We start from the raw sequence: 14,010 nt of genomic DNA, 5'->3' as shown, positions 1-14,010 counted from the left end.
GGACCGGCACGGGGGCGACCTGTGGCCCGTACGGGGGAAGCGGGGCACATCCGTGACATGCCGTACGTTCGAGCAGCGGGGGACGCACGTGACCCGAGGGAAGAAGGGGAAGCCCTCCTTCCACGACACCCGCCGGCGTAGCGTCGACGACGCGCATCCCCCTCACCCCGCGGTCACCGCCCTCCACCCGCGGCAGCCCTCCCACCAGCACAACCACCAAGGCCGGCGAACCACGTGAGCTCCTCTTCCTCCACCAGGCGACTGGCGCACCCCCAGGTGCGACAGGGGACCCGTGGCGCATACCGACTGGTGCGTACCCCGCCGGACCCGGTGGACCCCCCTCGTCTGGACGCAGGGCAGCGCGCGGTGGTTGACCACACGAGCGGCCCGCTGCTCGTCCTCGCAGGTCCGGGCACCGGCAAGACGACCACACTCGTCGAGTCCGTGGCCGCCCGGATCGCACGCGGAGGGGACCCCGAGCGGATCCTGGTGCTGACGTTCAGCCGCAAGGCGGCCGTCGAGCTGCGCGACCGCATGGCCCTGCGCATAGGAGCCGCCCGAGCCCCGCAGGCCACCACCTTCCACTCCTTCTGCTACGCCCTGGTCCGCGCCCACCAGGACAGCGACCTGTTCGTGGAACCCCTGCGCCTGCTGTCCGGCCCCGAACAGGACGTGACCGTGCGCGAGCTGCTCGCCGGGCAGCCCGACCTGGAGCGGCTCGGCCTCGCCCATGTGCGCTGGCCGGACGAACTACGCGCCTGCCTGACCACGCGCGGCTTCGCCGACGAGGTCCGCGCGGTCCTCGCCCGCAGCCGCGAGCTTGGCCTCGGCCCGGACGCCCTGGACGCCTTCGCCGCCCGCATCGGCCGCCCCGACTGGCGCGCGGCCGCGTCCTTCCTCGCCGAGTACCTGGACGTTCTCGATCTGCAAGGGGTGCTCGACTACGCGGAACTGGTCCACCGCGCGGTGCTCCTCGCCGGTCGCCCCGGCGCCGCCGAGCGCCTGGCCGCGCAGTACGACGCCGTCTACGTGGACGAGTACCAGGACACCGATCCCGCACAGGTGAGGCTGCTGCAGGCCCTCTCGGGCGGCGGACGCACACTCGTCGCCTTCGGCGACCCCGACCAGTCGATCTACGCCTTCCGGGGCGCCGACGTGAACGGCATCCTGGACTTCCCCGCCATGTTCCCGCGCGCGGACGGCGCACCCGCGCCGGTGGAGGTCCTCAGGACGTCCCGCCGCTCGGGCGCCGCCCTCCTGACGGCCACCCGCCTGCTCACCCAGCGCATGCCGCTGACCCGCCTCCCGGCGGAGAAGGTACGCGCCCACCGCGAACTCGCCCCGGTACGGGACGGCGGCCGAGTCGAGGTGTACACGTACCCGACGCCCGGCACGGAACTCGACAACATCGCGGACATCCTGCGCCGCGCCCACCTGGAGGACGGCGTCCCCTGGAGTGACATGGCCGTCCTGGTACGCGCCGGCGCCCGCACGATCCCGTCCGTCCGCCGCGCGCTCACGGCGGCGGGTGTCCCCCTCGACATCGACGGCGACGACCTGCCCCTGAGGCACGAGCCGTCGGTCGCACCGCTGCTGACGGCGCTACGGGCAGTGGCGCAGGCGGAGACGCAGGCATCGCCGGGGGAGGACGACACACCGGCGGCCCCGGCCCCGGCCCCGGAGCCGGAGCCGGAGCCGCAGTCGGAGCCGGTGGGGCCCGACGCCTCGGAGGAGTCGGACCCCGACGACCCTGAAGTCACTGCCCCCGCAAAGCCCTGGCTCGACACCGAAACCGCGCTCACCCTGCTCGCCTCGCCCCTGGCGGGCATGGACGCCGCCGACCTGCGGCGGCTGGGCCGCGCCCTGCGTGAGGAGGAGCGGGCGGCCGGCAACCACGTTCCGCCGCCCTCCGACGAACTGCTCACGCGGGCGCTCGCCGAGCCCGAACGCCTCGTCGCACACGATCCCGCGTACGCGCGCGGAGCCCAGCGACTCGGCGCACTGCTGCGCAAGGCACGCGAGCGCCTCGCCGGCGGCGGGACGGCCGAAGAGGCGCTGTGGGAGCTGTGGGACGGCACACCGTGGCCGCAGCGCCTGGAGCGGGCAGCCCGGCGCGGCGGCGCGGCCGGACGCAACGCTGACCGGGACCTCGACGCGGTGTGCGCCCTGTTCGCGACCGCCGCCCGCGCCGAGGAGCGCACCGGCGGCCGCGGTGCCCTCAACTTCCTGGAGGAGGTCGAGGCCCAGGACATCGCCGCCGACACGCTCACCCGCAGGGCCGTGCGCCCCGACGCCGTACGCCTGATGACCGCGCACCGCTCCAAGGGCCTGGAATGGCGCCTCGTCGTCACCGCGGGCGTCCAGGAGGGCCTGTGGCCGGACCTGCGCCGCCGCGGCTCCCTGCTGGAGGCCGACCGCATCGGACGCGACGGCCTCGCCGAACCACTGACCCCCGGAGCGCTCCTCTCCGAAGAGCGCCGTCTGTTCTACGTCGCCGCCACGCGCGCGCGTGAACGCCTTGTCGTCACCGCGGTCAAGGCCCCCGCCGACGACGGCGACCAGCCCTCCCGCTTCCTCACCGAACTCGGCGTCGAGCCCAAGGACGTCACCGGCCGCCCGCGCCGCCCCCTGTCCGTCGCCGCCCTCGTCGCCGAACTGCGCGCCACCACCGTCGACCCCCGCGTGTCGGACACCCTCAGGGAGGCCGCCGCCCGCCGCCTGGCCCGGCTCGCCGCGCTCGCCGACGAGGACGGCCGCCCCCTCGTCCCCTCCGCACACCCCTACCGCTGGTGGGGCATGTACGAGCCGACCGAGAGCAAGGTGCCGCTGCGCAACCGCGACCAGCCCGTCGTCCTCTCCGGAAGCGCCCTCGACCAACTCGCCAACACCTGCGCCCTGCAGTGGTTCCTGGGCCGCGAAGTGAAGGCCGACGCGCCCGCCACCGCCGCCCAGGGCTTCGGCAACGTGGTGCACGTCCTCGCCGACGAGGTCGCCTCCGGACGCACCCCCGCCGACCTCGCCGTCCTCATGGAGCGCCTCGACTCCGTGTGGAACGCGCTCGCCTTCGACGCCCCGTGGAAGTCGGCGCAGGAGAAGGACAACGCGCGCGTGGCGCTCGAACGCTTCCTGAAGTGGCACGTCGACTCCAACAGCGCCCGCCCGGGACGTACACCGGTGGCGAGCGAACACGACTTCGACGTGACCCTCGAAGCGGGCTCCTACGAAGTACGCATCCGCGGCTCCATGGACCGCGTCGAGACGGACACCGAAGGCCGCGCCTACGTGGTCGACTTCAAAACCGGCAAACAGGCGCCGAGCGCCGCCGAGGTCGCCCACCATCCGCAGCTCGCCGTCTACCAGCTCGCCGTCCGCGAGGGCGCCGTGGACGAAGCCTTCGGCGGAGCACGCCCGGAGCCGGGCGGCGCCGAACTCGTCCAGCTGCGCCAGGGTGCCGCCAAGAAGAACGGCGGCGAGACCCTGCCCAAGGTGCAGTCCCAGGAACCCCTCTCCGGGGAGTGGGCCGGCGACCTCCTCGCCGTCGCCGCCGGCAAGGTCCTCGACGAGCGGTTCTCACCGACCACCGGGCAGCACTGCACGCACTGCGCGTTCCGGGCGTCGTGCAGCGCCCGACCCGAGGGGCGCCACGTCGTCGAGTGACACGACTCGCCGAGTGACACGACTCGTCGACTGACACGGCGTACACCCTCGCGCCGCCCACGCCCGGCACGTAGCCGAGTGACATACGGCACCACACGTGCTGACCTGCGGTTCTCCCATCCCGACGGCCGATGTGGCCCCCGCTGTCAGTGCACGCCGCTAGCCTCTCTGACGTGCCCGCCCGTATCACCGATCCCGATCAGCTCAAGGAGCTCCTCGGCATCCCGTTCACCCCGGAGCAGACGGCCTGCATCACCGCACCGCCCGCCCCGCAGGTGATCGTGGCCGGAGCCGGATCCGGCAAGACCACGGTGATGGCAGCCCGCGTGGTGTGGCTGGTCGGCACCGGCCAGGTCGCCCCCGAACAGGTCCTCGGCCTGACCTTCACCAACAAGGCGGCGGGCGAACTCGCCGAGCGCGTCCGCAAGGCCCTCATCAGGGCGGGCGTCACCGACCCGGACGTCATCGACCCCGACAACCCGCCCGGCGAACCGGTCATCTCCACGTACCACGCCTTCGCGGGCCGTCTGCTGACCGACCACGGCCTGCGCATCGGACTCGAACCAACCTCCCGCCTGCTCGCCGACGCCACCCGCTACCAACTCGCCGCCCGCGTACTGCGCGAGGCCCCGGGCCCCTACCCGGCACTGACCCGCTCCTTCCCCGACCTCGTCGGCGACCTCCTCACACTCGACTCCGAACTCGCCGAACACCTCGTACGACCCGAGGACCTGCGCGCCTACGACGGCGAACTGCTGCGGTCCCTCGCAGACGCCAAGCTCACCAATCCCGACCTGCGCAAGGTCCCCGAGGCCGCCGCGGCCCGCCGCGAACTCACCGAACTCGTCAGCCGCTACCGGACCGCCAAACGCGAGCGCGACCTCCTCGACTTCGGCGACCAGATCGCCCTCTCCGCGACCCTCGCCGACACCCGCCCCGAAGTCGGCGCCATCCTGCGCGACGAGTTCCGCGTCGTCCTCCTCGACGAATACCAGGACACCTCGGTCGCCCAGCGCGTCCTGCTCGCCGGACTGTTCGGCGGCGGCACGGGCCACCCGGTCACCGCCGTCGGCGACCCCTGCCAGGCGATCTACGGCTGGCGCGGCGCCTCCGTCGCCAACCTCGACGACTTCCCCGAGCACTTCGCGAAAGCCGACGGCAGCGACGCCGAGCGCCAGTCACTGAGCGAGAACCGCCGCAGCGGCGGCCGCCTCCTCGACCTCGCCAACGGCCTCGCGGAACCCCTGCGCGCCCTGCACGCGGGCGTGGACGCACTGAGGCCCGCCCCCGGCGCCGAACGCGACGGCATCGTCCGCTGCGCCCTGCTGCCCACCCACGCCGAGGAGATGGACTGGCTCGCCGACTCCATCGCCCACCTCGTCCGCACCGGGAAGGCACCCGCCGAGATCGCCGTCCTGTGCCGCACCGCGACCGACTTCGCCGAGATCCAGGGCGCGCTCGTCGCGCGGGACATCCCCGTCGAAGTGGTCGGCCTCTCCGGGCTGCTGCACCTCCCCGAGGTCGCCGACCTCGTCGCCGTCTGCGAAGTCCTCCAGGACCCCGGCGCCAACGCCTCCCTCGTACGCCTGCTCACCGGCCCGCGCTGGCGCATCGGCGCCCGCGACCTCGCCCTCCTGGGGCGCCGCGCCCGGCTGCTCGTGTCCCACGCGCGCGTGGGCGCCGACGACGACCCGGACCGCCGGCTCGCCGCCGCCGTGGCGGGGGTCGACCCGTCCGAGGTGATATCGCTCGCCGACGCCCTCGACACCTTCCTGGAGATGCCCCTCGACGCCGAGAAGGACGACGACGGACTGCCCTTCTCACCCGACGCGCGCGTGCGCTTCGCTCGCCTCGCCGCCGAACTGCGCGACCTGCGCCGTTCCCTCGCCGATCCCCTGATGGACGTCCTGCACCGGGTCCTCGCCGTCACCGGCCTCGAAGTGGAACTCTCCGCCTCCCCGCACGCCCTGGCCGCCCGCCGCCGCGAAACCCTCTCCAACTTCCTGGACATCGCCGCTTCCTTCGCCGCGGGCGACGGCGAAGCGACCCTCCTCGCCTTCCTCGGCTTCCTGCGCACCGCCGCGCAGTACGAGAAGGGCCTCGACAACGCCCTCCCCGGCGGCGAGAACACCGTCAAGGTCCTCACCGCGCACAAGTCCAAGGGCCTGGAATGGGACGTCGTCGCCGTCCCCGGACTGGTCACCGGCACCTTCCCCAGCACCCAGGGCCGCGAGAAGTGGACCGCCCAGGGCAAGGTCCTGCCGCACCAGCTGCGCGGGGACGCGGCCACACTGCCCGACATCGACGCCTGGGACGCCAAGGGCATGAAGGCCTTCCACGAGGCCATGAAGGACCACCAGCACACCGAGGAACTCCGCCTCGGCTACGTCACCTTCACCCGCCCCCGCTCCCTGCTGCTCGGCTCCGGCCACTGGTGGGGCCCCTCGCAGAAGCGCCCGCGCGGCCCCTCCGACTTCCTGCTGGCCCTCCACGAACACTGCGCCGCCGGACACGGCGACATCGAGGCATGGGCGGACGAACCCGCCGAGGACGAGGAGAACCCCGCCCTTGACCGGGCGAGCCGTGACCACGCCTGGCCGCTCCCCCTCGACGACACCGCACTGGCCCGCCGCCGCGCAGCCGCCGAAACCGTACTCGCCCACCTGGAACGCGCCGCCTCCCACCAGGACACCCACCCCGGCACCGACCCCGACTCCACCTCCTACGAGGACCCGGACTGGCCACCCCCGCCGGACGACGACGAAGCCCTCCACGACGAGCCGCACTTCGACCAGGACGGCTACCCCGAGGACCACATCCCCGACGACGTCCCCGAAAACGGCCTCCCCGAGGACGACGACTCCGACTGGGACACCTGGACCGCGGACCGCCCCGCACACGCCCCCCACGCGCGCGCAGCACTCCCCGACGACCACCCCCGCACGCCCACCGTCCCTCACGCCCGACGACACCCCGCCGAAACCGGCCTCACCCCCGAGGAATCCCGCACCCTCGCCTCCTGGGACCGCGACCTGGACGCGCTCACCGGAGAACTCCTGCGCGCCCGCACAAGCATCACCGACGTACCCCTGCCGCCCTCACTCACCGCCTCGCAAGTACTGCGCCTGGCCGCCGACCCGGACGGCTTCGCGCAGGACCTGGCCCGCCCCATGCCACGCCCGCCGCAGCCCGCCGCACGCCGCGGCACCCGCTTCCACGCCTGGGTGGAATCCCGCTTCGAAGAACTGCGGCTGCCCCTGCTGGAACCGGACGAGCTCCCCGGCAGCGAAGCCGAGATCGCCGACGAACGCGACCTGGAGACCCTCAAGGACGCCTTCGAACGCAGCCCTTACGCACACCGGACCCCCTACCGCGTCGAAGCCCCCTTCCAGCTCGCCATCGCCGGACGCGTCGTCCGCGGACGCATCGACGCCGTCTACAAAGAACACGACGGCAACACCACGACGTACGAGATCGTCGACTGGAAGACCAACCGCACCCGCACCGCGGACCCCCTCCAGCTCGCCCTCTACCGGCTCGCCTGGGCCGAACAGCAGGGAGTGCCGCCGGAGTCCGTCAAAGCCGCATTCCTGTACGTCCGCAGCGGCGACGTGGACCGCCCGCACGACCTCCCCGACCGGGCCGCACTGGAACGACTGCTCCTGGAAGGCCCCCGCGAAGAGACCCCCGGGGAACCACCGGACCAACGTGCCCCGGCGGGCGGATAGGCTCGTGAGCATGAGCAAGCCCGTTGACAGCGCCGTCAGCACCGTCCGCACATACATCCAGGACCACCGCACCGCATTCCTCGACGACCTCGCCGAGTGGCTGCGCATCCCCTCGGTGTCCGCCCAGCCCGACCACGCCGCGGACGTACGGCGCAGCGCCGACTGGCTCGCCGCCAAACTGCGGGAGACCGGATTCCCCACCACCGAGGTCTGGTCCACACCGGGCGCCCCCGCCGTCTTCGCCGAATGGCCCTCCGACGACCCGGCGGCCCCCACAGTCCTCGTCTACGGACACCACGACGTACAGCCCGCCGCCCGCGAGGACGGCTGGAACACCGAACCCTTCGAGCCCGAAATCATCGGAAACCGCCTCCACGCGCGCGGGGCGGCCGACGACAAGGGCCAAGTGTTCTTTCACACACTCGGCGTGCGCGCCCACCTCGCCGCCACCGGACGCACCACCCCCGCCGTCCACCTGAAACTCCTCATCGAAGGCGAGGAGGAATCCGGCTCCCCGCACTTCCGCGCTCTCGTCGAAACACACGCACAGCGCCTCGCCGCCGACGCCGTGATCGTCTCCGACACCGGCATGTGGTCCGAGGACACCCCCACCGTGTGCACCGGCATGCGCGGCCTCGCCGAATGCGAGATCCAGCTCCACGGCCCCGAACAGGACATCCACTCCGGCTCCTTCGGCGGCGCCGTCCCCAACCCGGCCACCGCTGCCGCCCGCCTCGTCGCCGCCCTCCACGACGAGCACGCGCGCGTGGCCGTCCCCGGCTTCTACGAAGGCATCACCGAACTCACCGACCGCGAACGCGAACTCTTCGCCGAACTGCCCTTCGACGAAGCCCAGTGGCTGCGTACGGCCAAGTCGTCCGCCACCCACGGCGAAGCCGGACACACCACCCTCGAACGGATCTGGGCCCGCCCGACCGCCGAGGTCAACGGCATCGGCGGCGGCTACCAAGGCCCCGGCAGCAAGACGATCATCCCGTCCTCGGCCATGGTGAAACTCTCCTTCCGACTCGTCGCCGGACAGGACCCGGACCACATCGAGAAGGCCGTACGCGCCTGGGCCGCCGAACAGCTCCCCCCGGGCATCCGTCACGAGATCACCTTCGGCGCCGCCACCCGCCCCTGCCTGACCCCCCTCGACCACCCGGCCCTCCAGTCCGTCGCACGCGCCATGGGCCGCGCCTTCGAACAGCCGATCCTCTTCACCCGCGAAGGCGGCTCCGGACCCGCCGCCGACCTGCAGGAAGTCCTCGGCGCACCCGTCCTCTTCCTCGGCATCTCCGTCCCCTCGGACGGCTGGCACGCCCCCAACGAGAAAGTCGAACTCGACCTGCTCCTCAAAGGCGTCGAAACCTCCGCCCACCTGTGGACGGACCTGGCCGAGAACTGGCGAGAGGCACACTGAGGAAACCCCGCCACGCACATCCCGCCGTACGACTCCACACGTCCCGCCGCATGCCCTGCTGAACCGCCCGCCGAAATAACCGTTCCACCGGGGGAGTTGGAAGCACCCGTGACCACCTGGACCGACCACACCGCCGACCGTCCCATCTCGCTCACCGCCCCGAGCGGCATCGACCGCGCCGCCCACCACCGGCTCGACGAGGCCTGGCTCGCCGCGGCATGGAGCCACCCCACGACCCGCGTCTTCGTGGTCTCCGGCGGCCAGGTCCTCATTGACGAGACGGCCGACGGCACCACCGAACTCCTCATGACCCCCTCCTTCGAGGCCCCGCTCACCGAAGCGCACCGCTACTTCCTCGGCACCGACGACGACGGTGTGAGCTACTTCGCACTCCAGAAGGACGTACTGCCCGGACGCATCGACCAGTCCGCGCGCCCCGCAGGACTGCGCGAAGCAGGCCTCCTGCTGTCCCCCCGCGACACCGGCCTCATGGTGCACGCCGTCGCCCTGGAGAACTGGCAGCGCCTGCACCGCTTCTGCTCACGCTGCGGCGAGCGCACCGTCATCGCCGCAGCCGGCCACATCCGCCGCTGCCCCGCCTGCGGCGCCGAGCACTACCCGCGCACCGACCCCGCCGTGATCATGGCCGTGACGGACGACGACGACCGCATCCTCCTCGGCCGCCAGGTCCACTGGCCCGAAGGCCGCTTCTCCACCCTCGCCGGCTTCGTCGAACCCGGCGAGGGCATCGAGCAGTCCGTACGCCGCGAGGTCTTCGAAGAAGCAGGCGTCACCGTCGGCGAGGTCGAATACGTCGCCAGCCAGCCCTGGCCCTTCCCCTCCAGCCTGATGCTCGGCTTCATGGCCCGAGCCACCTCCTCGGAGATCAACGTCGACGGCGAGGAGATCCACGAAGCCCGCTGGTTCTCCCGCGAGGACCTGCGCACCGCCTTCGAATCCGGCGAGGTCCTGCCCCCCTACGGCATCTCGATCGCCGCCCGCCTCATCGAGCTCTGGTACGGCAAACCCCTGCCCAGGCCCGGCAACGCCACCGTCTGACCCGGAGCGGGCACACGAAAAAGGGGCTGTTCCCGAGTCGGTTCGGGAACAGCCCCTTTTCGCCTGCGGCCGCCGCCGAAGCGGGCCGAAGACCTACCCGCTCAGACGCCGATCCTCTGCTTGACCTGCGCCAGCGACGGGTTCGTGAGCGTCGAACCGTCCGGGAAGAGCACAGTGGGAACCGTCTGGTTTCCGCCGTTCGCCTTCTCCACGAACGCCGCGGACGCCGGGTCCTGCTCGATGTTGATCTCGTCGTACGTGATGCCCTCGCGGTCCATCTGGCTCTTCAGCCGACGGCAGTAGCCGCACCACGTGGTGCTGTACATCGTCACAGTGCCCGGCATGTGTCTCGCGCTCCTTTGCTGCTGGGGTGCGTACTCGCAGTCACTGGAACGTACGTGACCGAGCCGCAATTCCCGCAGGGGGTATCACACGGCCCACTGTGGCGCCTGCCTCATTAGTACGACCACGAGGCCCTCCCTGTGGACAACCGGCTCACCCCTCTCCGACGACCTGGCAGCATGGCGGGGTGACATCAGCAACGCACTCCACCCTCTTCCCGCAGGTACCGGACTCGGCCGACGCGGTGCTCGACGGGCTCGACCCCGAGCAGCGCGAAGTGGCCACCGCCCTGCACGGACCGGTGTGCGTCCTGGCAGGCGCCGGCACGGGCAAGACCCGCGCCATCACCCACCGCATCGCCTACGGAGTGCGCGCCGGAATACTGCAGCCCTCCAGCGTGCTGGCCGTCACCTTCACCAACCGCGCCGCCGGCGAGATGCGCGGCCGCCTCCGCCAGCTCGGCGCCGCCGGAGTCCAGGCCCGCACCTTCCACTCCGCCGCACTGCGCCAGCTCCAGTACTTCTGGCCGAAAGCAGTCGGCGGCAGCATGCCCCGGCTCGTCGACCGAAAGATCCAACTCGTCGCCGACGCCGCCGCGGCATGCCGCATCCGCCTCGACCGCGGCGAGCTGCGCGACGTCACCGCCGAGATCGAATGGTCCAAGGTCACCCAGACCATCCCCGCCGACTACGCGGCCGCCGCCGCCAAGGCAGGCCGCGAGACCCCCCGCAACCCCGCCGAGATCGCCCAGCTCTACGGAACGTACGAGGACCTCAAGCGCGACCGCGGCGTCATCGACTTCGAGGACGTCCTGCTGCTCACCGTCGCCGTCCTCCAGGACCGCCACGACATCGCAGAACAGGTCCGCGCCCAGTACCAGCACTTCGTGGTCGACGAGTACCAGGACGTCAGCCCCCTCCAGCAACGCCTCCTAGACCTGTGGCTCGGCGAACGCGACAGCCTCTGCGTCGTCGGCGACGCCAGCCAGACCATCTACTCGTTCACCGGTGCAACCCCCGACCACCTTCTCGACTTCCGCACCCGCCACCCCGCGGCCACCGTCGTCAAACTCGTACGGGACTACCGCTCCACCCCCCAGGTCGTCCACCTCGCCAACGGTTTGCTGGCCCAGGCCCGAGGACGGGCAGCCGACCACCGCCTCGAACTGACCTCCCAGCGCGCCGCGGGCCCCGAACCCGGCTACACCGAGTTCACAGACGAGCCCGCCGAAGCCGAAGGCGCCGCCCGTCGCATTCGCGATCTCATCGCCTCCGGAGTCCCCGCAGGCGAGATCGCGATCCTCTTCCGTACGAACTCCCAGTCGGAGATCTACGAACAAGCCCTCGCGGACGTGGGCGTGCCCTACCAGCTGCGCGGCGCCGAGCGCTTCTTCGACCGCCCCGAGGTACGCAAGGCAGGCGTCGCCCTGCGCGGCGCCGCCCGCTTCGGAGGAAACGACTCCCTCCTCGACGACGTGATCGACCTGCCCTCCCAGGTCCGCGCCGTCCTGTCCGGCGAAGGCTGGACCACCGAACCCCCCGCCGGCTCCGGCGCCGTCCGAGAACGCTGGGAATCACTGGCCGCCCTGGTGCACCTGGCCCAGGACTTCGCCGCGGCCAAACCCGGCGCCACCCTGAGCGACCTGGTGGCAGAGCTCGACGAACGCGCGAGCGCCCAGCACGCCCCGACCGTCCAGGGCGTCACCCTCGCCTCCCTCCACTCCGCCAAGGGCCTGGAATGGGACGCCGTCTTCCTCGTCGGCGTCGCCGAGGGCATGATGCCGATCACCTACGCGAAAACCGACGAGCAGGTCGAGGAAGAGCGCCGCCTCCTCTACGTCGGCGTCACCCGCGCCAGAGAACGCCTCTTCGTCTCCTGGTCGCTCTCCCGCTCACCCGGCGGCCGCCCCAACCGCCGCCCCAGCCGGTTCCTCGACGGCCTGCGCCCCGGCTCCGCCACCACCGCGGGCCGCAGCGGCACGGGCGGCGCGGGAGGCATCGAACGCGGTACCGGAAGCAGCGGCGGCGCCGCCGTGCGACGCACCAGCCGGACCCCGGCCCGCTGCCGAGTCTGCGGCCGCACGCTGAACGGGGCCGCCGAGATGAAGCTGATGCGCTGCGAGGACTGCCCCTCCGACATGGACGAGGGCCTCTACGAGCGGCTGCGGGAGTGGCGAGCGGTACAGGCGCAACGCAGCGGACAGCCCGCGTTCTGCGTCTTCACCGACAAGACCCTGATGGCGATCGCCGAGACCGTGCCCGACGACGAGGGCGAACTGGCGCGGATCCCCGGCGTCGGCGTACGCAAGCTCAACCGCTTCGGAGCCGACGTCCTGGCCATCTGCGCAGGTCAAGAGCTTGAGGGGGACGGCGAAGATGACTGATACAAACTCGTCGAAAAAATAGTTTGCGCATGCCCCAGCAATCCCCATAGGTTCTTAGCACGCGAACGGAGGCCTTCTCCAAGGCCCCGGTTCCGTGCTGTACTTAATAGCCGTCGGACCGGCTCGCACCGGTCCCCCTAGACGCCGAGAGGAGGCGATTCCAGTGATCAGCATCAACCGCAGCTCCATCAGCACCACCAAAATGACCGATCGCTCGGTCGTCTCCACGTGCCTGCTCGGCGTCTCGAACCTGGGCACCGGTCTGTCCGGCATTCCTGCCGTCCGTCCGGCGTCCTCCGTGTCTCCCGCGGGTCTTCCCGTCCGTGAGCGCAATGAGCGACCGACCCAGGCACTGGAAGCAGCAGTAGTCGCAGAGGCCTATGCCTTTGCCGCAGCCGGTGCCGGATCCAAGAAGCAGACGACGCAGCACCACACGATGTGGGCCTTCCGTGGGCCTGAACCCTGGAGTGATCCAGCCTGATCTTCGATCAGGCCGGCGCCTTCAGGGCCGCGGAACCCCACCCGGGATCCGCGGCCCTTCTGTTTGTCCCCGACCGGGGACGGCAGAGCGAAGGGGCCTCGGGACAAGAAAAGAACCCGGTACCAGCCGCCAACCGGCCCACCCGGCCGGAACGACCAGACGAGGAAGACCAACCGTGCAACTCGAAGCGCACGCCCCGTCCGTACCGCCTTCCGAAACGATCCCCCCGCCCGGCCTCACGGAGGACTCCACCTTGATCCCGCTCACTGCGCTCACCGCGCTCGACGACGCCATCGAGAACCTCGGCGTACCCGTCCCCTGCCGCTCGTACGACCCGGAGGTCTTCTTCGCCGAGTCCCCGGCCGACGTCGAGTACGCCAAGTCCCTCTGCCGCACCTGCCCGCTGATGGAGGCCTGCCTCGCCGGCGCCAAGGAGCGGCGCGAGCCCTGGGGCGTCTGGGGTGGCGAGCTCTTCGTCCAGGGTGTCGTTGTCGCCCGCAAGCGGCCGCGTGGCCGCCCGCGCAAGAACCCGGTTGCGGCATGAACATCCGAGGAACGATCGACCACCCCCTGACGCGCGACCCCAAGAAGCAGGCCCCGATGAAGCCGTCCACGAGCGAGCCCGCAGGCTCCGCGACCCCAGACTTCACCACCACCGGCGCGAACGACTCGCGTCAGAACAGGACCCGCGAGATGCAACTCATCCCAGAAGCCCTGGCTCGTGCGCATATGCACGAGCGACTGCACGAAGCCGAGAGTGAACGCCGGGCCCTGCGCCTGGCGACCGCCCGCCGGATGCAGCGTCGTGCCGAGCGCGCCTCGATGCGCGCCCGCCGCGCGCTGGCCATGGCCGTCATGCAGTGACCGACGACAGCCGAAGGCAGTAGTCGCAGACAGTGAATCCCCGCGGGGGGGCGTCCGAAAAGAGAGTCCCCCC

At 71.5% G+C, this 14,010-nt stretch carries 9 protein-coding genes; 8 read left to right on the top strand and 1 reads right to left on the bottom strand.

What is annotated here, in order from left to right; all coding sequences use genetic code 11:
• Window positions 1-234 precede the first annotated feature (234 nt).
• The 4 genes from ABZS97_RS24760 to nudC all read left to right on the top strand — a co-directional run bounded on the left by ABZS97_RS24760 (window position 235) and on the right by nudC (window position 9,867).
• Window positions 235-3,657 carry an ATP-dependent DNA helicase gene (locus ABZS97_RS24760; protein WP_356140536.1) on the top strand — a complete coding sequence of 1,141 codons (3,423 nt, stop codon included), beginning with the start codon at window positions 235-237 and terminating at the stop codon, window positions 3,655-3,657.
• Window positions 3,658-3,830: 173 nt separating this feature from the next.
• Complete coding sequence (locus tag ABZS97_RS24755) at window positions 3,831-7,385, top strand: ATP-dependent DNA helicase (protein ID WP_356140533.1); 3,555 nt, start codon at window positions 3,831-3,833, stop codon at window positions 7,383-7,385.
• 10 nt (window positions 7,386-7,395) lie between these two features.
• Window positions 7,396-8,808 (top strand): dipeptidase, encoded by a 1,413-nt coding sequence (locus ABZS97_RS24750; RefSeq protein WP_356140531.1) that lies wholly within the window; start codon window positions 7,396-7,398, stop codon window positions 8,806-8,808.
• Between the two features lie 108 nt (window positions 8,809-8,916).
• Window positions 8,917-9,867, top strand: coding sequence for an NAD(+) diphosphatase (nudC, locus tag ABZS97_RS24745; protein WP_356140529.1), 951 nt, complete (start codon window positions 8,917-8,919; stop codon window positions 9,865-9,867).
• Between the two features lie 101 nt (window positions 9,868-9,968).
• Here nudC and ABZS97_RS24740 read toward each other — a convergent pair whose 3' ends face one another.
• Window positions 9,969-10,211, bottom strand: a complete 243-nt coding sequence (locus ABZS97_RS24740) for a mycoredoxin (protein ID WP_356140527.1) — start codon at window positions 10,209-10,211, stop codon at window positions 9,969-9,971.
• Window positions 10,212-10,396: 185 nt separating this feature from the next.
• Here ABZS97_RS24740 and ABZS97_RS24735 point away from each other — a divergent pair, with 185 nt between their 5' ends.
• The 4 genes from ABZS97_RS24735 (at window position 10,397) to ABZS97_RS24720 (ending at window position 13,937) form a co-directional block, all read left to right on the top strand.
• Entirely contained in the window at window positions 10,397-12,592 is a 2,196-nt protein-coding gene (locus tag ABZS97_RS24735) for an ATP-dependent DNA helicase UvrD2 (protein WP_356140525.1), read from the top strand.
• A 163-nt stretch (window positions 12,593-12,755) separates the two neighbouring features.
• Window positions 12,756-13,073: a hypothetical protein gene (locus ABZS97_RS24730; RefSeq protein WP_356140523.1), complete on the top strand. Its 318-nt coding sequence runs from the start codon at window positions 12,756-12,758 to the stop codon at window positions 13,071-13,073.
• Between the two features lie 175 nt (window positions 13,074-13,248).
• On the top strand, window positions 13,249-13,617 hold the full coding sequence (locus ABZS97_RS24725; RefSeq protein ID WP_028802016.1) for a WhiB family transcriptional regulator: 369 nt from the start codon (window positions 13,249-13,251) through the stop codon (window positions 13,615-13,617).
• A complete protein-coding gene (locus ABZS97_RS24720; RefSeq protein WP_356140521.1) occupies window positions 13,614-13,937 on the top strand; it encodes a hypothetical protein in 324 nt (107 codons plus the stop codon). The genes ABZS97_RS24725 and ABZS97_RS24720 overlap by 4 nt, the downstream gene beginning before the upstream one ends.
• Window positions 13,938-14,010 lie beyond the last annotated feature (73 nt).

It is taken from the genome of Streptomyces sp. NPDC005485 (assembly GCF_040606085.1).
Taxonomy (GTDB): domain Bacteria; phylum Actinomycetota; class Actinomycetes; order Streptomycetales; family Streptomycetaceae; genus Streptomyces.
This window is presented reverse-complemented; position numbering and strand designations above follow the sequence as displayed.